We start from the raw sequence: 19793 nt of genomic DNA on the forward strand, positions 1-19793 counted from the left end.
AGACTGCAATCAATTCGAGAGGCGCGGCAGGATCAGATCCTTGAGATCGGTCAGCTTGCCATGAAAAAAGTGTCCGCATTCTGCCACTTTCAGCAGCTCATGGGGACGTTCGAGCTTGTCGGACCATTGGTAAACCAGCTGTGGATCGATCACTTCGTCGGTTTCCGGCTGAATCACAGTGAGCTCGCCGTGTTGCGGCAGTTGATCCTGATCGCCCAGGCGCATCACCGCTGGCGCCACCATGAACAGGTGCTTGAGCTGTTCGCCCTGCGCTTCCAGACGTCCGCCGAGACTTGCTGCAACAAAACCGCCGAAGGAGAAACCGAACAGGGTCAGCGGCAGATCCGGGTGTTTTTCCCGAAACCATGCGGCAACAGCCTGGGCATCATCGACTTCACCGGTGCCCATGTCGTGGGAACCTTCGCTGGCGCCAACGCCGCGATAGTTGAAGCGCAAGGTGATCAAACCGGCATCGCGCGCGGTGCGCTGCAGGGTCGAGACCACTTTGTTGAGCATGGTGCCGCCCTGCACCGGGTTTGGATGACAGATCAGTGCCAGGCCGCGCGGGTGTTCGCTGTCCAGGTAAAGTGCTTCCAGTTGACCAACCGGGCCATCAATCACTACAGGGGTTTCACGCATCAGCAAGGAAAGAACTCCGTGACCTCGAATCGGGTCGACTCGTCTAGCAAATTGTCTGCAACTGTCTATTGCGAGCGAATCGCGGTATACAGCGCAGGTTCGAGCCGTTAACGTAAAGCAAAGCCGTTTATAGAGGAAGGACTCGTGGAACACTCGCTCTTAGTTTGGTTGTTGCCGACTCTTGCCCTGGTTGTGGGTGTCGCCATTGGTTTCCTGATCGCTCGCCTGGCGCCGAATGCCGCGCCTAGCAGTACCCAACGTCAGCTGGACGATATTCAGGAACGCTTCGACAGTTATCAGAACGAAGTGGTGACCCACTTCAACAGCACCGCGACACTGGTCAAGAAACTGACTGCGAGCTATCAGGAAGTGCAGGATCATCTCGCCGAGGGTGCCAACCGCCTGGCCCTGGACGAGCAGACCCGCCAACGCTTGCTGGCCTCCCTGCACGCCGACGCGGCGCAGGCACCACGGGAACGCCTGACGCCGCCGCGCAATCAGGAACCGCCACGCGACTACGCGCCCAAAGCCCCGAACGCCCCGGGCATGCTCGATGAGCATTACGGCCTGAAGAAGTAATCAGGTTTCAGGCGATGTAAAAAGCCCCCGGACAAGTGATTGTCCGGGGGCTTTTTTGTTTTTGACGAGTCAATTGAGGCGGGTAGGAGCTGTCGAGTGCAACGAGGCTGCGATCTTTTGATTCCAAGAAGCAAGATCAAAAGATCGCAGCCTGCGGCAGCTCCTACAGGTGACCGTTGTGGCGGGGGTTAGCCCAACACTTCGCCAGCCACCTGATCAATCGCATCCTTGGTGATACCAACAATCAGGTCCGCCTCAGCCTCGGTCAACACCAGCGGCGGTGCAAAACCAAGGATGTCGCCATGGGGCATGGCCCGGGCGATCATGCCGCGCTCCAAACACGCCGCCGACACTTTTGGCCCCACCTTCAAGGCCGCATCGAATGCCGTGCGCTGTTCACGATCAGCCATGAACTCGACCGCCGCGAGCATACCGTCACCGCGCACTTCGCCCACCAGCGGATGGCCTTCGAGCGTCTCGCGCAGCCGACGGTTGAGATAGGCGCCAACCTTGTCGGCATTGGCCGTAAGGTTCTCCCGCTCCAGAATGTCGAGGTTGGCCAATGCCGCCGCCGCGCAGATCGGATGCCCGGAATACGTCCAACCATGACCCATGGCACCTTGGGATTCAGAGGCTTTTTCGACCACATCCCAGACCTTTTCGCCGACGATCACTGCCGACAAAGGCGCATAAGCGCTGGTCAGGCCTTTGGCCGTGGTGATCAGGTCCGGGCGCATGCCGTAACGCTGGCTGCCCATCTTCGAACCCAGTCGACCGAAGGCGCAGACCACTTCGTCGGCGATCAGCAGCACGTCGTACTTGTTCAGCACTGCCTGGATCGCCGCCCAGTAACCGGCCGGTGGAACGATGATGCCGCCAGTGCCCATCAATGGCTCGCCGATGAAGGCTGCAACGGTGTCCGGCCCTTCGGCGAGGATCATTTTTTCCAGTTCGTCGGCGCAGTAGCGCACGAACGCGGCTTCATCCATGCCGGTCGGCGCCTTGCGATACCAGTGCGGACACACGGTGTGCTTGATGCCTTCGGCCGGCAGGTCGAAATGCTGATGGAAGCTCGGCAGGCCGGTCAGGCTGCCGGTCATGATGCCCGAGCCGTGATAACCACGATCGCGGGAGATGATTTTCTTCTTCTGCGGGCGACCGAGCACGTTGTTGTAATAACGCACCAGTTTGATCTGGGTCTCGTTGGCATCGGAACCGGACAGGCCGTAGTAGACCTTCTTCATGCCTTCGGGCGCCCAGTCGATGATGCGGCTCGACAGCTCGATGATCGCCTCGGTCGAGTGCCCCATGTAGGTGTGGTAATAGGCCAGTTCCTTGGCTTGCTTGTAGATTGCGTCGGCGACTTCGGTACGGCCGTAGCCAATGTTCACGCAATACAGGCCAGCGAAGGCGTCGATCAGTTCACGGCCTTCGTGGTCGCGGATGCGGATACCCGAGGCGCCCTTGATGATGCGGCCCTTGAGTGCGCCGCTGGCGTGGTCATGGGCGTGAGTCGAAGGGTGCATGAAGTGCGCGCGGTCTTGCTCGAACAGGGTGTCGAATTCTTGGCTCATGGTAGATCTCCTCAGAACTGGCCTTGATGGTGCAGGCAGAAGTATTTGGTTTCGACAAAGGCTTCGAAGCCCTCGGTGCCGCCCTCGCGGCCCAGCCCCGAGGCTTTCATGCCACCGAACGGGATCGGATGGCCGGTGAACTTGACGCCATTGACTGCGACCATCGCGTGGTCGAGTCGGCGGATCAGCGGGTAAATCAGGTCCAGGCGATTGGAACAAATGTAGGCGGCCAGACCGTATTCGGTGTCGTTGGCCATCTCGACGGCCTGATCGAGGGTGTCGAATGGCATCACCCCGGCGATTGGCGCGAAGTTTTCTTCGCGGTAAATGCGCATTTGTGGTGTGACGTCGGCCAACACTGTTGGCTGGTAAAACAAACCGCCGAGGGCATGCGCCTCGCCGCCCACCAGCCGCTGCGCGCCATGTTGCAGGGCATCGGCGACACGTTCGGCGGTGACATCGAAGGCGGCCTGATGCATTAACGGGCCAATGTCGACCTGTTGCTCGCGGTCGCCGATCATGGCCGGGCCGACCTTCAACTCACGCACGGCTACGGCAAAGCGCTTGAGGAATTCCGGATACACCGAACGCTCGACCATGATCCGGTTGGCCGCACAGCAATCCTGGCCGGAAGTCTGGAATTTGGCCGCCACCGCGACTTTCACCGCCAGCTCCAGATCAGCATCGGCGCAAACAATGAACGGCGCGTTGCCGCCCAGTTCCAGTGCAACCTTTTTCACGTCCTGCGCTGCGGCTTGCAGCACCAACTTACCGACACGGGTCGAGCCGGTGAAACTCACCGAGCGCACGCGGTTGTCCTGCACCAGGGTTTGCATGACCATCTGCGGTTCGCCCAGTACCACGTTGAACACGCCGGCCGGGAAACCCGCTTCCTCGGCGAGTTGCGCCAGGGCGAATGCCGAGTAAGGCGTTTCATGGGCCGGTTTGATCACCACGGTGCAACCGGCAGCCAGGGCTGCGGCGGCTTTGCGGGTGATCATCGCCGAAGGGAAATTCCATGGCGTCAGTAACCCGCAGACGCCGACCGGCTCTTTCAATGTGCCCAGATGTGCACCGGGAATGTGGCTGGGAATGTTTTGCCCATTGAGGCGTCGGGCCTCTTCGGCGAACCACGGAATGAAACTGGCTGCGTAGGCAATTTCGCCACGGGACTCGGCCAGGGACTTGCCCTGCTCCAGGCTGAGAATCCGCGCGAGGTCTTCCTGATGCTCGAGAATCAATGCTGCCCAGCGCCGCAAAATCGTCCCACGCGCCTCAAGGCTTTGTTTGCGCCAATCGGCGAACGCGCAGTGCGCGGCATCGATGGCAGCGACGATTTGCGGCTGATCGAGCATTGGCACATGACCGATCAGTTTTTGATCCGCGGGGTTATGCACAGCGATGCTGTGGCCGCTGTCGCTGTGCACCCAATGGCCATCGACATAGCAAAGGGCCTTGAACAGCAGTGGATGTTTGTAAGTCATGGCGTTCACTCCAATCCGTGTGCGTGGAACCATGCTAGGGCAGCGAAGCCGTGGGGATTTGGCGTTTGGAGGGGTGCGGCAGGTGGTTTTTTCTGATTGGGCGGGGTCAATCGTGGATTTTTGCGGTTGAAGTAAATCCATTGTAGGAGTGAGCCTGCTCGCGATGGCGGCACATCAGTCAACACAAGGGTTGACTGTAAGGACGCCATCGCGAGCAGGCTCGCTCCTACAGGGTTACTGTGGTGATTTCAGGATTCTTGAGAGAGTTCGGCCGGCAAGGCGCCGCCGGTCTTGATGGTTTTGGTGACGATGTAGGTGAAGTAGCGTTCGATGCCCAGGTCGTCGAGCAGCAGCTGATCGATGAAACGCTGGTAATGATCGATGTCCGGTGCCTGGATCATCGCCATGTAATCGACGCCGCCACCGGTGGCATAACAGAACGCCACCTCGGGCGCTTCGCTCATGCGCTGTTCGAAGCGTCGCATGTCCTGCGCGGTGTGCCGGGCCAAGGTGATTTCCACCAGCACCTGCTGACTTTTGAACACCGCGTTCCAGTCGATTTGCGCACGGTAGCCCTTGATCAGGCCGAGGGCCTCAAGTTTGCGCACACGCTCCCAGGCCGGGGTCACTGAAAGATTGATCGCCTCGGCCAGGCTCGACTTGGTGATACGCCCGTCGTCAGCGAGGATTCGCAGGATTTTCAGGTCATAGCGATCGAGTTTGTGCATGGGTGGCGATCTCGTGAATGTTTAAGAGCCCCTGTGGGAGCGAGCTTGCTCGCGATGGCGGTATTTCAGTTACATCAATGTTGGATGTGCCGACGCAATCGCGAGCAAGCTCGCTCCCACAGGGATTGTGGTCAGGTCAGTACTTCGGCGATAACCGCAATGGTATCGCCACACCCCACCAGCCCAGGAAAGTGTCGCGCCGCGAGCAAACCGCTGCGCGCCGCGCGGTATTCCACCGGGGCCACGCCGCTGCGGGTAGCGTCGTAGACACGGGCGATCACTTCGCCTTTGTTCACGTTATCACCCAGGTCGCGACACATTTCCAGCAGGCCGTCGTGCTCGCTGGCGATGAAGCAATCGCCGTCGGGCATGTCGAGCATGATCGACGGCGCCGTCTGCACTTCGCCCTCAATAATCCCGGCATGCACCAACAGATTGCGCACCCCGCGCTCGGCAATCGCCACGCTGCGCGCCGTGGACGAACCACCGCCGCCCAACTCGGTCGTGACGAAGATTTTGCCTTGGGATTCGGCGGCGGTGTCGTACATCGCCCCGGCATCGAGCTCCAGCATGCGCATGCTGTACGGCGCATTGAACGCACGCATGCCTGCCTCGCATTGCGCCTGTTGCTGTTTGTCCGGCAGCACATGACACGCGGCGAACGGCAGGAAATCCAGGGTGCGCCCACCGGAGTGGATGTCCAGCACGATGTCGGCCAGAGGCAGCAAAGTGCGGGTGAAATAGTCGGCGATCTTCTCTGTCACCGTGCCATCCGGCTTGCCAGGAAAGCTGCGGTTGAGGTTGCCCTTGTCGATCGGCGAGGTGCGCCGCCCGGCATGGAACGCCGGGGTGTTCATGAACGGCACGATGATCACTCGCCCGCTCACGTCCTCGGCCGTCAGGCTTTGCGCCAGTTTGCTCAACGCCACCGGGCCTTCGTATTCGTCGCCGTGGTTACCGCCGGTGAGCAGCGCGGTCGGTCCCTGACCGCGCTGGATCACCGTGACCGGGATCATCACCGCGCCCCAGGCGGAATCGTCCCGGGAATACGGCAGCTTGAGAAAACCGTGCTGCACGCCTTCGCGGGTGAAATCCACGGTTGCGCTGATCGGGTTGTCAGGCAGTTCACTCATGGCTCAATCCTTCACGAACAATTGGCGAGGCACATTGCACAACGTCTCGACGCCGGTTTCGGTGATCAGAATGCTCTCGGTGATTTCCAGTCCCCAGTCATCCATCCACAGGCCCGGCATGAAGTGGAACGTCATGCCCGGTTGCAACACGCTGGTGTCGCCGGGACGCAGGCTCATGGTGCGCTCGCCCCAATCCGGCGGGTAACTGATACCGATCGGGTAGCCGCAACGGCTGTCCTTGTGGATGCCGAATTTCTCCAGCACCTTGAAAAACGCTACGGCAATGTCGCCGGTGGTGTTGCCCGGTTTTGCCGCTTCAAGACCGGCAGCGATGCCTTCGACCACGGCTTTCTCGCCATCAAGGAAATGCTGCGGCGGTTTACCGAGGTAGATCGTGCGCGACAACGGACAGTGATAGCGCTTGTAGCAACCGGCGATTTCAAAGAAGGTGCCGGCGCCCTTTTCGAACGGCGAATCGTCCCAGGTCAGGTGCGGCGCACTGGCATCCGCCCCCGTCGGCAACAGCGGCACGATGGCCGGATAATCGCCGCCATGACCATCAGCACCAAGAATGCCGCTGCTGTAGATCTCGGCCACCAGTTCGTTTTTGCGCATGCCCGGTTCGATCCGTTCGAGGATCCGACCGTGCATCTTTTCAACGATGCGCGCGGCGATGCGCATGTAGGCGATTTCCTGCGGCGACTTGACCGCACGCTGCCAGTTCACCAGCCCGACCGCGTCGATCAGTCTGGCCTTCGGCAGGTTTTTCTGCAGCGACAGGAACGCGGCGGCGCTGAAGTAATAGTTGTCCATCTCCACGCCGATGGTCAGCGCATCCCAGCCACGGGCGCTGATCACTTCCCGCGACAGGTAGTCCATGGGATGACGTTCCCGCGACTGCACATAAATGTCCGGGTAACCGACGATGTTCTCTTGCTGCATGAACACCGTGCGCTTGGCGCCGTTGGCGTCTTGCCCGCGACCGAACCACACCGGTTCGCCATCGAGGGCCAGCAGCACGCATTGATGAACGTAGAACGACCAACCGTCATAGCCGGTCAGCCAAGCCATGTTCGACGGATCGGTGACCAGCAACAGCTCGATGCCCTGCGCCTGCATGGCCACTCGCACCTTGGCCAGACGCTGGGCGTATTCCTCCCGTTGGAACGGAAGATTGACGACTATCTGAGACATGCACATGCCCTCTGATAAATGACGCACGGATGAAAAAAGCGGTTTAACTGCCGAACTGAAAACCTTTGCCCGCCGAACGCGCACGCTCGAAAGCCAGGTTGGCCATGGCCGTGTCCTGGGCACCGGTGCCGGTGAGGTCGCACAAGGTGATTTGCGTTGAATCCGTGCGACCGGGCCGTTGGCCGGCCAGCACCTGCCCCAGTTCTGCGAAGCCCGATTCGTCGCTGACAACGCCTGCAGCGAGGGCGTGATGCAGCTCGCCGAGAATGCGCGTCTGGCTCAAGCGATCCGCCACGTAGCGGTCGACCTTTGCCAGCGCACGGGGGGAAATTTCGTTCTTGTGCTCGGCGTCGGAGCCCATGGCAGTGATGTGCAGACCGGGGTGCAAATGACGCACATCGATCAACGGCTCGCGACTCGGCGTGCAGGTGATCGCGATGTCGACGTCGGCCATGGCCTCGTCGATACTTGCGCACGGTTTGACCGCCAGGCCTGTGTCGCGAGCCAGCTCGACGCTGAAGGCCTGGGCCTTGGCAGAATCCCGCGCCCAGACCCGCACGCTGTCGATCGGCCGCACCAGGCGCAGGGCTTGCAGCTGTAACGCTGCCTGCTCACCGGCACCGATCAGCGCCACGCTGCGGCTGTCTTCGCGCGACAACGCTCGCGCCGCCACGGCACCGGCCGCCGCTGTACGCACGGCCGTCAGGTAACCGTTATCCAGCAGCAAGGCATCCAGCAGACCGGTGCGAGCGGACAGCAACATCATCATGCCGTTAAGACTCGGCAAACCGAGTTTCGGGTTGTCGAAGAAACCCGGGCTGACCTTGATCGCAAAGCGTTCCAGGCCCGGCAAATAGGCGGTCTTCACGTCGACTTCGCCGTTATGTTCAGGGATGTCCAGGCGCAGGATTGGCGGCATGGCCACGGCAGCGGTCGCCAGCAGCACGAAGGCCTGCTCGACAGCTTCGATGCTCGGCAGATCCAGCGCCACGCAGGCACGCAGATCGGCTTCGCTCAGCAAGGTGATTTCACTCATCAACGCGGCACTCCATTGAATCGTTATTGTTGGAATTCAGGCATCGGCGCCGTTCAGCACACGCAGGTGCTGATCGATATCGACGTTGCGTCCGCTCACCACCACCACGACCGGCCCGCGCGGCTCGATCAAGCCTTCGAGCAACGCGGCAATTCCCACCGTCGCCGCGCCTTCCAGCACCAGGCGTTCTTCGCGGTAGGCGTGGCGGATGGCATTGGCGATGGAGGCTTCGCTGAGCAGGTGCAGGTGATCGCAGGTGTCGCGGGTCATGGCAAAGGTGAAACGGTTGTCGAGGCCGATGCCACCGCCGAGCGAGTCGGCGAGGGTCGGCAGCTCTTCGACTTCCACGGGACTCCCGGCCGCAAGACTGGCGTGCATGGCCGCGCCGCGCTGCATGCTGATGCCGTGGGTGACGATCTGCGGGTTGGCACTTTTCAGCGCCAGCGCCACGCCGGCGAACAGACCGCCGCCGGACAACGGAATCAGTACCTGAGAGACGTCCGGTTGCTGTTCAAGGATCTCCAGCCCCAGCGTGCCCTGCCCGGCGATGATTGCCGGATGGTCGAACGGCGGCAGCAGCGTCGCGCCCTGCTCACGGGCAATCCGCTCGGCCTCGCGCTGGGCGTCATCCTGGGACTGGCCGACAATTCGGACCTCGGCGCCGAGATCCCGGATGGCCTGGACTTTGTTTCCCGGCACCAGATGCGACAGGCAAATCGTCGCCTTCACACCTTGTTGCGATGCGGCGTAAGCGAGCGCCCGCCCATGATTTCCGGTCGACGCAGCAACGACGCCACGCGCCTTTTGCTCGGCACTGAGCTGCGCCACGGCATTGCTCGCACCACGCAACTTGAAGCTGCCGGTAATTTGTCGGGATTCGAGCTTGAGGTAAACCGGCACGCCCACATGCCGCGACAGACTGGGTGAATGCTCCATCGGCGTACAGCGGACCAGCGCGGCGATGCGCTGGCGGGCGAGGTAAATATCGTTGAGCTGTAGCGCTGACATGACCGCATCCCGAAGAGGTATTGGGCGCAGTCTAAGAGGGCTGGATTGTCGCGCTGAATGTACTAGGGCAATTTAGTCGAGAAAATTTTCGGCGTCTTTTTTCCACTCAAAAGTCGTGGATTTGCGGGTACTGGCCGAAGATTTCGCGCATGCCCATCAGCGCATCGCGCATCTCGTCGTCGCTGCATTCGGCGCCGACGCACACCCGCACCGCCCGTGGCCGGGGCGTGCCGCGCACGGTGAACGGGTCGGGCGATGTGACCGCAATATGCTTGTGGCGCAATGCGCGTACCAGGCTGTCGAGCTCCCAGTGCGGCGGAATTCCGATCCAGGCATTCAGCGCATGCGGGTGCTGGCCGAGCAGGTATTCGCCGAGGTATTCAGTGACCATCGCCTGACGCCCGCCCAATAATTTGCGCTGCAAACCCACCAACGTGTCGGCGCGCCCGTCGCGAATCCAGCGCGCGGCGATTTCCGAAACCATCGGCGTGGCCATCCAGCTGTTGACCCGCAAAATGCTTTCGGTGCGCAACGCCAGCCGCTTGGGCACTACCAGATAACCGATGCGCAAACCGGTGAGCACCGACTTGGTCATGCTGGTGCAATAGAACGACAGTTCCGGCAAGTAATGGCTGATCGGCGGCGCGCGACGCTCATCGAGCAGCGGTCCGTAGACATCGTCTTCGATGATATGCACGCCGAAGCGCCGGGCAATCTCGGCGATTTCGCGTCGACGGTTGTCCGGCATCAGGCTGGTGGTCGGGTTGTTCAGGTTCGGTGTGCAGACCAGCGCGGTGATGCGTTCATTGCTGCACATGTCCTCGAAATGCTCCGGATCAATGCCGTAGCGATCCATTTCCAGGCCTTTGAGGGTAAAGCCCAACACCTGGGAATTGCCGATCACGCCATGGTCGGTGATGCCTTCGCAGAGCACCACATCATCAGGCCCGGCCAGCGAGGCCAGGGCCAGGAAAATCCCGTGGGCCGCGCCGTTGGTGATCAGGATGTCGTCGCGTTCGACCCGCAAGCCCTGACGCCCGATCCAGTGCATCGCTGCCTCACGGTGCGATTCGAAACCGGCGATGGGGCGAAACGCGTGAATCCATGGCTGATCTTCTTCGGTGCTGAGTTCGCGGCAGGTCTCGCGCCAGAACTGGTCGTGCTCGCGGGTGTGCATGATCCGCGTGATGGAAAAGTCCACCAATGCGCGTTCGGGACTGTCGAGAATATAGGTGGCGACACGATCGCTCATGCGCCGCGACACGAAACTGCCGCGCCCTACTTCGCAACGTACCAGGCCCTGACGCTCCAGTTCCTTATAGGCATTGGTGACTGTTTGCACGCTGATGCCCACCGCATCGGCCACCTGTCGTTGCGGCGGCAGGCGCTGATCGTTGACCAGCACGCCCTGCTCAATGTCGTCGGCAATCGCCTGCACCAGGATCTTGTACTTCGACTCGCCGCTGCGGGCGATTTCCAATGCTGCCTTCCACTTGTCCATCGGCGCCGAACCCACGTATTTGCCAGTGCCGACAGCATCCCGCGAGAAACCATGCAAAGCAATTGTCCTAGTGCAATGCAATGTGGCACAGGGCTTTTGTATGCTCGGTCCAAGGTCGATGCACAGGCTGCTGAACCTGCCGCCAATAACAACCAATCGATCTGTACCGGAACTGTGCCCCCAAGCTTCGGCTCAACAGGAAAACGGCTCTCGTACGCTTTGCTCTTGTCACACTGCCTCCTACCACAGAGCCGTCAACGACGGGTCCACAAGAAACAGGAGATTTTATCGATGAGCAATTCCCTTCCCCGCAGTTCCCATGTGTTGCGTCACCTGTTCGTGGCTTGCGCGATGTTCGGCCTGGCCGCCAGCGCCAATGCCGCCACGACGCTGGAAAACATCACCAAAAACAGCAGCATCCGTATCGGCTACGCCAACGAAACCCCGTTCGCCTTTACCGAGACCGATGGCCGGGTCACCGGTGAATCGCCGGAAATCGCCAAAGTCATCTTCGCCAAAATGGGCATCAAGCAAGTCGATGGCGTGTTGACCGAGTGGGGCTCGCTGATTCCGGGCCTGCGCGCCGGGCGCTTCGACGTGATCGCCGCCGGCATGTACATCACACCGGAACGCTGCAAACAGGTCATCTTCACCGATCCGCAATACCAGTTGCCCGACGCTCTGCTGACCGCCAAAGGCAACCCGAAGAATCTGCACAGCTATGAAGACATCGCCAAGAACCCGGATGTGAAACTGGCGATCATGGCCGGTACGGTCAACCTGAAATACGCACGGGATTCCGGGGTGAAGGATGCGCAAATCCTCCAGGTGCCGGACACCACCGCCCAGTTGCAAGCCGTGCGCGCCGGTCGCGCCGATGCCGCCGTGGGCACCCAACTGACCATGAAAGGCCTGGCCGCCAAGGGCGGTGAAAAGGTCGAAGCGGTCACCGAATTCAAGGATGACCCGTCGCATACCGGTTACGGCGCCCTCGCCTTCCGCCCGGAAGACAAGGACCTGCGTGACGCGGTCAACGCCGAACTGAAAAAGTGGTTGGGCTCTGAAGACCACCTCAAGACGGTCGCACCGTTCGGCTTCGATAAATCCAACGTGACCAGCAAAACGGCTGCCGAGCTCTGCGCTCAATAGTCGAGACAGGCATGGCGCATTGGCGCGATGCCTGGCCCTGCTGACTCCGGATGTTGAACCACGCAGGTGTGAACAATGGGTGAATTACTTCCGCTATTGATACAAGGCGCCTGGGTCACGCTCCAGGTGACCTTCTTCGGCTCGATCCTGGCGATTGTCGCGGCCATCCTGGCAGCGCTGGGGCGCATGTCGCCGTGGCGTCCGCTGAGCTGGTTCTCGGTCGCCTACATTGAAGTGTTTCGCGGCACGTCGTTGCTGGTGCAGCTGTTCTGGCTGTTTTTCGTATTGCCGCTGCCACCGTTCAATCTGGAACTGAGCCCCTACAGCGTGGCCATCGTCGGCCTCGGCTTGCACATCGGTGCTTATGGCGCCGAGGTGATGCGCGGTGCGATCAGCTCCGTGGCCAAGGGTCAGTATGAAGCGGCGACCGCGCTGAACTTCAGCGGCTACAAACGTTTTCGCCGGATCATTCTGCCTCAGGCCTTGCTCGCGGCCATCCCACCGGGCACCAACCTGCTGATCGAATTGCTGAAAAACACCTCACTGGTGTCGCTGATCACCTTGTCCGATCTGAGCTTTCGCGCTCGGCAACTGGATCAGGCCACGTTCCAGACGTTGGAAATCTTCAGCCTGGCGCTGGTGATGTATTTCATCCTCGCGCAAGCGATCAACCTCGGCATGCGCAGCATTGAGCGTCGGCTGGCGCGCGGCCGGATGCGTGGAGGTCTGTCATGACCCTGTTCGACTGGACATACGCCTGGCAGATCCTCCCCGATTTGCTGCGCGCTTCGCTCAACACCGTGGGCATTACCCTGATCGGCTTCCTGATCGCCATTGTGCTGGGGCTGTTCCTCGCCATCGGCCGACGCAGCCGCCTGTACTGGTTGTCGTGGCCGATCGCCGGGATGATCGAATTCATCCGCAGCACGCCGCTGCTGATCCAGGTGTATTTCCTCTACTACGTGCTGCCCAACTACGGGGTCAGCATGACGGCCATGCAAGTGGGGATCATCGGCATCGGCGTGCATTACGCCTGCTACATCGCCGAGGTCTATCGCGGCGGGCTCGATGCCGTGCCTCGTGCGCAATGGGAAGCGGTGACCGCGCTGAACATCGCGCCGTACAGCGCCTACCGCAACATCATTCTGCCCCAGGCTTTGCGGCCGATCCTGCCGCCGCTGGGCAACTACCTGGTGGCGATGCTCAAGGACACGCCGGTGCTGTCGGCCATTACCGTGGTTGAAATCATGCAGCAGGCCAAGAACATCGGTTCCGAGAACTTCCGCTACTTGGAGCCGATCACCATGGTCGGTCTGTTTTTCCTCGCCCTGAGCATCGCCCTGGCTTATCTGGTACGGCGCCTCGAATTGCGCCTGGAGCTACGCTAATGACTTCTCCACTCTCGACTTCCAACGACCTTTCCCGGCGCGGCAACCTGACGCCGCTGCATCCGCAAGAGGCCACGGCCATGCATCAACCGAAAGCGGTCAAGCCGATTGTCAGCTTCCAGGACGTCACCAAAAGCTATGGCAATTTCACAGTGCTCGATCACTTGAACCTGGACGTTACGCCGGGCGAGAAAGTCGCGATCATCGGCCCCAGCGGCTCTGGGAAATCCACGCTGTTGCGGGTATTGATGACCCTCGAAGGCATCGATGACGGACTGATCCGCATCGAAGACGATTTGCTGACGCACATGCCCAATCGCAACGGCGTGCTGGTGCCGGCCAATGACCGGCACATCCGCCGTGTGCGCGGCAAGATCGGCATGGTGTTCCAGAGCTTCAACCTGTTCCCGCACATGACGGCGTTGCAGAACGTCATCGAGGCGCCGGTGCAGGTGTTGGGGATGAAACCCGCCGAAGCACGGGAGCGTGCGGCGGATCTGCTGGAGCTGGTAGGACTGGGCAGCAAGCTGGGGCATTACCCTTCGCAGCTGTCCGGTGGCCAGCAGCAACGGGTGGCGATCGCTCGCGCCTTGGCCATGCGGCCGAAAGTCATGCTGTTTGACGAAGTGACTTCGGCGCTGGACCCGGAACTGTGCGGTGAAGTGCTCAACGTGATCCGCAAGCTCGGCGCCGAACATAACCTGACCATGCTGATGGTCACCCACCAGATGGGCTTCGCCCGGGAGTTCGCTGATCGCGTGTGCTTCTTCTACAAGGGCCAGATCCACGAACAGGGCACCCCGGCGCAGATCTTCGAACATCCGCAGCAGGAGCGGACGTGTGCGTTTCTCAGTGCGGTGAAGGAAGCCAATTAACCGGAGTAACCTCCTGAAACAAATGTGGGAGCGAGCCTGCTCGCGATGGGGCAGTCACATTCAACATTGATGTTGACTGACCGGCCGCCATCGCGAGCAAGCTCGCTCCCACAGGTTTTTTGTCGCTGGTGTTATGGGTACTGCTGAACAGTGCCCGGCTGTTGCTGGCCGCCATACTGCTGGCCAGGAATCGCCTTGAGGTTGACCTCTACACGGCGGTTCTGCGCACGGCCATTGACGTCGCCGTTGCTGGCCACCGGGTTGTCCGGGCCGGCGCCACGGGCGCTGAGGTTGGTGCCGCTGACGCCTTGCGAGGTCAGGTAAGTCGCAACGCTTTGAGCGCGGCGCTGGGACAGGTCCATGTTGTGCTGACGGCTGCCGGTGCTGTCGGTGTAGCCGACGATCTCGATCTGGTTCTGGTTGAACTCTTTCAGCGAACCGGCCAGGTTATTCAGCGGCTGGTAAAAGCTCGATGCGATGTTCGCCGAATCGGTGGCGAATGTGATGTTGCCCGGCATGATCAGCTTGATCTGATCGCCCTGGCGCTGCACTTCGACACCGGTGTTGGCCATGCTGGCCCGCAGTTTTTTCTCTTGCTGGTCGGCGTAGTAGCCGTAACCGGCAGCGGAAGCACCCACTACGGCGGCGCCGATCAGTGCGCCCTTGCCACGGTTGTTGTGGTCGATGGCGGCGCCGGCCAACGCACCGGCCAGTGCCCCGAGGCCACCATATTTCGCGGTCTTGCTCATGCCTTGGGAACCGCTGTCAGCCTGACCCTGATTGTCATAAGGGTTAGGCGAGGCACAGCCGGACAATACGGCCACTGCGGTAGCGACAATCATCAAACGACGCGTGGTGAACATGAAGAGCTCCTACTTTTTGCATTCTGTGGTGCAACGGACGTAAGCATCGAACCTTTGCGGGCGTTGGATTGCTTCCCGGGATAAAAATTCCGCCCGTTACAATTCAAGCCCGAACAAACGGGTTTTCGCGCATTTCATCGCCCAGTCGGGTGTCGGGACCATGCCCGGCCACGACGATCGCCTCTTCATCGAGGGTATACAGGCGTTGCTTGATCGAACGCACGATCGTCGCCTGATCACCACCCCACAAATCCGTGCGCCCTACCCCGCGCTTGAACAGCGTATCTCCGGCGATCAGCAGCCTGGCGTCGGCAAACCAGAAACTCATCGACCCCGGCGTATGGCCCGGCGTGTGCAGCGCCACACCGCAGCCGCAGGCCAGTTCTTCATCATCGTCCAGCCAGCGATCCGGCGACGGCACCGGCGTGTAGGGAACCCCGAACATCTGGCATTGCATTTCCAGATTGTCCCAGAGGAATTGATCCTCCTTGTGCAGATGGAGCGTAGCGCCGGTTTTCTCCTTCAACTGGCCGGAGGCCAGGAAGTGATCAAGGTGCGCGTGGGTATGAATGATGCTGACCACCTTCAAACCCAAGGCGTCGAGGCGGGCGAGGATCAACTCATGATTGCCACCCGGATCGACGACGATGGCCTTTTTCGTGACCGGATCGCCAATGATCGTGCAATTGCACTGCAAAGGCCCGACGGGGAAGGTTTCGCGGATCAATGTGGGCGTTACGGAATTCATAAAAGGCCTGAGCGGAAAATGTTGAGGTGCGTTTGGCGCATTCAGGATTCTACCTCGTCCGCCGATACAAAACCCGCGCAAGCCATATGTCGGACTGATACAAAAAAATAGTGGCCATATGATGCCAAGCGCACTGTTTCTCATGCAAAATTGCAATCTGTAGCGGCCGCATTCAGGAAGGGTCGCAGCCTACCCCAGGAATTTTCAAATGCCTCGTACCTATAGCATGACTTCTTCACTGACCGGCATTAAAGCGGTCGACAGCTTAATTTCCGGTTTCCAGTGGGAAAGTTCCAAGTGGTGGGTCCCAGGGGCTGCGACCAATCTGACTTACAGTTTCACCGCGCCAGGTATTTCTTACTTTCCGACTAACTACAGTGCCGACAACGAGTACAAGGACATGTACGCGCTGACCCCGGCGCAGCAGACGGCGGTAACCGGCGCGCTCGCTTCTTGGAGCGCGGTGGCCAACATCACCTTCCAGCTCACCAGCGATAACGCCTTCACCGTGGGTGATATGCGGTTTGGGGGCTATGCGCAACTGGACAACGACTCGGCGGCATGGGGGTATTTCCCGTCCGACGACCAAAGCGGCGGCGACGTCTGGATCGGACCGAATACCAATGATCCGACGCCCGACAAAGGCAGTTACGACTTCATGACGTTTATCCATGAAGTAGGTCATGCGATTGGCCTCAAGCACCCCTTTTCGCCGGGAGGCCTGAACTCCATTACGCTCGATCCGGCCCTGGATGACGTCGCATTGACGGTCATGAGTTACAACAACTCGTACTCCTACTTGCCCACGACACCTATGTTGCTCGATATCCTGGCCATCCAGAGCCTCTACGGTGCCAACAATCTGTGGATGACGGGCAACAACACGTATTCCTGGGCACCGACCCAGTCTGTTTTTGAAACCATCTGGGATGCAGGTGGTAACGACACCATTGATGGCGGCAATCAGTTGGCGGCCGTGCGCATCAACCTTAATGAAGGCGAGTTCAGCCAGATCGGCAAGGCGTTCACCGACCAGAATGGCAATGCCTTCAACGAAGGTCTGGCGATTGCCTTTGGAGCGAAAATAGAAAATGCCATCGGCTCGGCTTTTGACGACTCGCTGATCGGTAACACCTTGGGCAACTTTCTCAACGGCGGTGCCGGGGCCGACACCATGAACGGCGGTGCGGGCAACGACACCTACATCGTCGACAATGTCGGTGACGTGGTCATTGAGAATGGCACCTCGCTCTCGGAAATCGATACGGTGTACGCCGCGATCAATTACACCCTGGGTAACAATGTCGAAAACCTGATTCTGTCCGGTGCAGCGAACCTCAATGCCACGGGCAACGCCCTGAACAACATGTTGAGCGGCAACAGCGGCAACAACATCCTCGACGGCGGCGCCGGCACCGACTATATGGTCGGCGGCACCGGCAACGACACTTACATCGTCGACAATGTCGGTGACGTGATCGTCGAAACCAGCACCCTGCTCAACGAAATCGACACGGTTCTAGCCTCGGTCAGCTACACCCTGAGCAGCAACGTGGAAAATCTCACCCTCACCGGTTCGGCCAACACTACGGCGATTGGCAATGCACAGAACAATGTGCTGACCGGCAACGATGGTGACAACACGATCAACGGCGGCGCCGGGCTGGACACCATGATCGGCGGCAAGGGCAGCGACGCCTATGCCCTGGACCAGGCTGGCGAACTGGCCTTGATCCAGGAGAACGCCAGCGAAGGCACCGACAAGCTGTTCATCACCTACACCGCCGCACAGGGCAATACCGTCGACCTGAACACCAGCAACCTGGTGAACGTCGAGAACGTCACGCTGCTGGGTGCCGGCAACTTCGCCTTGCTCGGCAACAGCCTGAACAACACCCTGGTCGGCAACGCCGATGGCAACTTCATCAATGGTGGTGCCGGTGCCGATATCATGGACGGTGGCGCGGGCGGCGACACTTACTTTGTCGATAACGTTGGCGACGTGGTCATCGAAAATGGCACCTCGCCGTCGGAAATCGATTCGGTGTATGCGTTCGTCGACTATGCGCTGGGCAACAATGTTGAAAACCTGACTCTGGCCGGGAGCGCACTTATTGCCATGGGTAACGCGCTGAACAACGTGCTGATCGGTAACGATGGTGACAACACGATCAACGGTGGTGCCGGGCTGGACACCATGATCGGCGGTAAAGGCAACGATACCTACGCACTGGACCAGGCCGGCGAGTTGGCTTTGCTCCAGGAAAATGCCAATGAAGGCACCGACAAACTGTTCATCACTTATTCGGCTCCGCCGCAGAGCAGCACGGTTGATCTGAACATCAGCAACCTGCTCAACGTTGAAAATGTCACCGTGCTGGGCAGCGGCAACTTTGCGCTGCTCGGCAACAGCCTGAACAACACTCTGGTCGGCAATGCCGATGCCAACTTCATCAATGGCGGCGCCGGTGCCGATATCATGGATGGCGGCGCGGGTAACGACACTTATTTTGTCGATAACGCCGGCGATGTGCTCATCGAGAACGGAGCCTCGCTCTCGGAAATCGAGACGGTGTACGCCTTCATCGATTACACGCTGGGCAATAATCTCGAAAACCTGATGCTTGCCGGGACTACCAACCTGAATGCCACGGGCAACGCCCTGAACAACATGTTGAGCGGCAACAGCGGCAACAACATCCTCGACGGCGGCGCCGGCACCGACTATATGGTCGGCGGCACCGGCAACGACACTTACATCGTCGACAATGTCGGTGACGTGATCGTCGAAACCAGCACCCTGCTCAACGAAATCGACACGGTTCTAGCCTCGGTCAGCTACACCCTGAGCAGCAACGTGGAAAATCTCACCCTCACCGGTTCGGCCAACACTACGGCGATTGGCAATGCACAGAACAATGTGCTGACCGGCAACGATGGTGACAACACGATCAACGGCGGCGCCGGGCTGGACACCATGATCGGCGGCAAGGGCAGCGACGCCTATGCCCTGGACCAGGCTGGCGAACTGGCCTTGATCCAGGAGAACGCCAGCGAAGGCACCGACAAGCTGTTCATCACCTACACCGCCGCACAGGGCAATACCGTCGACCTGAACACCAGCAACCTGGTGAACGTCGAGAACGTCACGCTGCTGGGTGCCGGCAACTTCGCCTTGCTCGGCAACAGCCTGAACAACACCCTGGTCGGCAACGCCGATGGCAACTTCATCAATGGTGGTGCCGGTGCCGATATCATGGACGGTGGCGCGGGCGGCGACACTTACTTTGTCGATAACGTTGGCGACGTGGTCATCGAAAATGGCACCTCGCCGTCGGAAATCGATTCGGTGTATGCGTTCGTCGACTATGCGCTGGGCAACAATGTTGAAAACCTGACTCTGGCTGGCACCAGTAATCTCAATGGCACCGGCAACACGTTGAACAACGTGCTGATCGGCAACAGTGGCAACAATACCCTGGACGGTGGCGCTGGCGCGGACTTCCTCACCGGCGGTGCTGGAGCCGACACCTTTGTCTTCAGCGCGCTGAGCGACATGGGTACGAATGCCCGCCGCGATGTCATTACGGACTTCAACAGTCTGCAGGGCGATAAAATCGATCTGTCGAAGTTCGATGCGAATCTGGTGAGCGCCGGTCTTGATGGATTCACCTTCATCGGCACCGGCGACTTCACCGGCGCGGGCCAGTTGCGTTTTGTCGACCATATTCTCTCGGGCAATGTCAGCGGCAACGCAGGTGCAGACTTCGAGATCCAGTTGGTGGGTGTGAACTCCTTCAGTGCCAACGATCTGGTGGCCTGACGGTTTCGTCTTCAGCGCAAGAACCGGTCTGGCATTCAGACCGGGTGACCAATGAAAACGCCCCGACTTAG

Annotated in this window: 17 protein-coding genes; 6 read left to right on the forward strand and 11 right to left on the reverse strand. The window is 60.0% G+C overall.

The window, feature by feature from the left end; genetic code table 11:
* Positions 1 to 9: 9 nt before the first annotated feature.
* Positions 10 to 639, reverse strand: a complete 630-nt coding sequence (locus ACM110_RS02300) for an alpha/beta hydrolase (RefSeq protein ID WP_416126412.1) — start codon at positions 637 to 639, stop codon at positions 10 to 12.
* A gap of 144 nt (positions 640 to 783) precedes the next feature.
* Here ACM110_RS02300 and ACM110_RS02305 point away from each other — a divergent pair, with 144 nt between their 5' ends.
* Positions 784 to 1218 carry a YhcB family protein gene (locus tag ACM110_RS02305; RefSeq protein ID WP_008016678.1) on the forward strand — a complete coding sequence of 145 codons (435 nt, stop codon included), beginning with the start codon at positions 784 to 786 and terminating at the stop codon, positions 1216 to 1218.
* 188 nt (positions 1219 to 1406) lie between these two features.
* On the opposite strand, the gene ACM110_RS02310 is transcribed toward ACM110_RS02305, so the two are convergent.
* The 8 genes from ACM110_RS02310 to ACM110_RS02345 all read right to left on the reverse strand — a co-directional run bounded on the left by ACM110_RS02310 (position 1407) and on the right by ACM110_RS02345 (position 10876).
* On the reverse strand, positions 1407 to 2792 hold the full coding sequence (locus ACM110_RS02310; protein ID WP_416126372.1) for an aspartate aminotransferase family protein: 1386 nt from the start codon (positions 2790 to 2792) through the stop codon (positions 1407 to 1409).
* Between the two features lie 11 nt (positions 2793 to 2803).
* On the reverse strand, positions 2804 to 4276 hold the full coding sequence (locus ACM110_RS02315; protein ID WP_416126373.1) for an NAD-dependent succinate-semialdehyde dehydrogenase: 1473 nt from the start codon (positions 4274 to 4276) through the stop codon (positions 2804 to 2806).
* Between the two features lie 248 nt (positions 4277 to 4524).
* Positions 4525 to 5004, reverse strand: coding sequence for an Lrp/AsnC family transcriptional regulator (locus ACM110_RS02320; protein WP_416126374.1), 480 nt, complete (start codon positions 5002 to 5004; stop codon positions 4525 to 4527).
* 131 nt (positions 5005 to 5135) lie between these two features.
* The gene (doeB, locus tag ACM110_RS02325) at positions 5136 to 6137 is read right to left on the reverse strand and encodes a N(2)-acetyl-L-2,4-diaminobutanoate deacetylase DoeB (protein ID WP_416126375.1); all 1002 of its coding nucleotides are present in this window, start codon (positions 6135 to 6137) and stop codon (positions 5136 to 5138) included.
* A gap of 3 nt (positions 6138 to 6140) precedes the next feature.
* Complete coding sequence (doeA, locus tag ACM110_RS02330) at positions 6141 to 7331, reverse strand: ectoine hydrolase DoeA (RefSeq protein ID WP_416126376.1); 1191 nt, start codon at positions 7329 to 7331, stop codon at positions 6141 to 6143.
* A gap of 43 nt (positions 7332 to 7374) precedes the next feature.
* Complete coding sequence (eutC, locus tag ACM110_RS02335) at positions 7375 to 8367, reverse strand: ectoine utilization protein EutC (RefSeq protein WP_416126377.1); 993 nt, start codon at positions 8365 to 8367, stop codon at positions 7375 to 7377.
* A gap of 36 nt (positions 8368 to 8403) precedes the next feature.
* Positions 8404 to 9375 carry a hydroxyectoine utilization dehydratase EutB gene (gene eutB / locus ACM110_RS02340; protein WP_416126378.1) on the reverse strand — a complete coding sequence of 324 codons (972 nt, stop codon included), beginning with the start codon at positions 9373 to 9375 and terminating at the stop codon, positions 8404 to 8406.
* Positions 9376 to 9481: 106 nt separating this feature from the next.
* Positions 9482 to 10876, reverse strand: coding sequence for a PLP-dependent aminotransferase family protein (locus ACM110_RS02345; protein ID WP_416126413.1), 1395 nt, complete (start codon positions 10874 to 10876; stop codon positions 9482 to 9484).
* A gap of 291 nt (positions 10877 to 11167) precedes the next feature.
* Here ACM110_RS02345 and ehuB point away from each other — a divergent pair, with 291 nt between their 5' ends.
* The 4 genes from ehuB (at position 11168) to ehuA (ending at position 14288) form a co-directional block, all read left to right on the forward strand.
* Entirely contained in the window at positions 11168 to 12025 is an 858-nt protein-coding gene (ehuB, locus tag ACM110_RS02350; protein WP_416126379.1) for an ectoine/hydroxyectoine ABC transporter substrate-binding protein EhuB, read from the forward strand.
* A 75-nt stretch (positions 12026 to 12100) separates the two neighbouring features.
* Positions 12101 to 12760: an ectoine/hydroxyectoine ABC transporter permease subunit EhuC gene (ehuC, locus tag ACM110_RS02355; RefSeq protein ID WP_110658949.1), complete on the forward strand. Its 660-nt coding sequence runs from the start codon at positions 12101 to 12103 to the stop codon at positions 12758 to 12760.
* The gene (gene ehuD, locus ACM110_RS02360; RefSeq protein ID WP_110658947.1) at positions 12757 to 13413 is read left to right on the forward strand and encodes an ectoine/hydroxyectoine ABC transporter permease subunit EhuD; all 657 of its coding nucleotides are present in this window, start codon (positions 12757 to 12759) and stop codon (positions 13411 to 13413) included. The genes ehuC and ehuD overlap by 4 nt, the downstream gene beginning before the upstream one ends.
* Positions 13413 to 14288, forward strand: a complete 876-nt coding sequence (gene ehuA / locus ACM110_RS02365; protein ID WP_412071275.1) for an ectoine/hydroxyectoine ABC transporter ATP-binding protein EhuA — start codon at positions 13413 to 13415, stop codon at positions 14286 to 14288. Before ehuD ends, ehuA begins: the two co-directional genes overlap by 1 nt.
* 131 nt (positions 14289 to 14419) lie before the next feature.
* On the opposite strand, the gene ACM110_RS02370 is transcribed toward ehuA, so the two are convergent.
* The gene (locus ACM110_RS02370; protein ID WP_416126380.1) at positions 14420 to 15151 is read right to left on the reverse strand and encodes an OmpA family protein; all 732 of its coding nucleotides are present in this window, start codon (positions 15149 to 15151) and stop codon (positions 14420 to 14422) included.
* A 103-nt stretch (positions 15152 to 15254) separates the two neighbouring features.
* Complete coding sequence (locus ACM110_RS02375) at positions 15255 to 15899, reverse strand: MBL fold metallo-hydrolase (RefSeq protein ID WP_416126381.1); 645 nt, start codon at positions 15897 to 15899, stop codon at positions 15255 to 15257.
* 208 nt (positions 15900 to 16107) lie between these two features.
* Between ACM110_RS02375 and ACM110_RS02380 the strand changes: the two genes are divergently transcribed.
* Positions 16108 to 19722, forward strand: a complete 3615-nt coding sequence (locus tag ACM110_RS02380) for a M10 family metallopeptidase C-terminal domain-containing protein (protein WP_416126382.1) — start codon at positions 16108 to 16110, stop codon at positions 19720 to 19722.
* Positions 19723 to 19793 lie beyond the last annotated feature (71 nt).

Source organism: Pseudomonas sp. NFX98, from assembly GCF_047784845.1.
Classification (GTDB): domain Bacteria; phylum Pseudomonadota; class Gammaproteobacteria; order Pseudomonadales; family Pseudomonadaceae; genus Aquipseudomonas.

What these genes read in the sequence shown, in the direction of transcription:
- ACM110_RS02370 (WP_416126380.1), bottom strand. Translation starts at nt 15,151, where the DNA reads ATGTTCACCACGCGTCGTTTGATGATTGTCGCTACCGCAGTGGCCGTA.
- ACM110_RS02380 (WP_416126382.1), top strand. Translation starts at nt 16,108, where the DNA reads ATGCCTCGTACCTATAGCATGACTTCTTCACTGACCGGCATTAAAGCG.
- ACM110_RS02310 (WP_416126372.1), bottom strand. Translation starts at nt 2,792, where the DNA reads ATGAGCCAAGAATTCGACACCCTGTTCGAGCAAGACCGCGCGCACTTC.
- ACM110_RS02345 (WP_416126413.1), bottom strand. Translation starts at nt 10,876, where the DNA reads ATGGACAAGTGGAAGGCAGCATTGGAAATCGCCCGCAGCGGCGAGTCG.
- doeA (WP_416126376.1), bottom strand. Translation starts at nt 7,331, where the DNA reads ATGTCTCAGATAGTCGTCAATCTTCCGTTCCAACGGGAGGAATACGCC.
- eutB (WP_416126378.1), bottom strand. Translation starts at nt 9,375, where the DNA reads ATGTCAGCGCTACAGCTCAACGATATTTACCTCGCCCGCCAGCGCATC.
- ACM110_RS02375 (WP_416126381.1), bottom strand. Translation starts at nt 15,899, where the DNA reads ATGAATTCCGTAACGCCCACATTGATCCGCGAAACCTTCCCCGTCGGG.
- ehuC (WP_110658949.1), top strand. Translation starts at nt 12,101, where the DNA reads ATGGGTGAATTACTTCCGCTATTGATACAAGGCGCCTGGGTCACGCTC.
- eutC (WP_416126377.1), bottom strand. Translation starts at nt 8,367, where the DNA reads ATGAGTGAAATCACCTTGCTGAGCGAAGCCGATCTGCGTGCCTGCGTG.
- ACM110_RS02300 (WP_416126412.1), bottom strand. Translation starts at nt 639, where the DNA reads ATGCGTGAAACCCCTGTAGTGATTGATGGCCCGGTTGGTCAACTGGAA.
- ehuD (WP_110658947.1), top strand. Translation starts at nt 12,757, where the DNA reads ATGACCCTGTTCGACTGGACATACGCCTGGCAGATCCTCCCCGATTTG.
- ehuA (WP_412071275.1), top strand. Translation starts at nt 13,413, where the DNA reads ATGACTTCTCCACTCTCGACTTCCAACGACCTTTCCCGGCGCGGCAAC.
- ehuB (WP_416126379.1), top strand. Translation starts at nt 11,168, where the DNA reads ATGAGCAATTCCCTTCCCCGCAGTTCCCATGTGTTGCGTCACCTGTTC.
- ACM110_RS02320 (WP_416126374.1), bottom strand. Translation starts at nt 5,004, where the DNA reads ATGCACAAACTCGATCGCTATGACCTGAAAATCCTGCGAATCCTCGCT.
- doeB (WP_416126375.1), bottom strand. Translation starts at nt 6,137, where the DNA reads ATGAGTGAACTGCCTGACAACCCGATCAGCGCAACCGTGGATTTCACC.
- ACM110_RS02315 (WP_416126373.1), bottom strand. Translation starts at nt 4,276, where the DNA reads ATGACTTACAAACATCCACTGCTGTTCAAGGCCCTTTGCTATGTCGAT.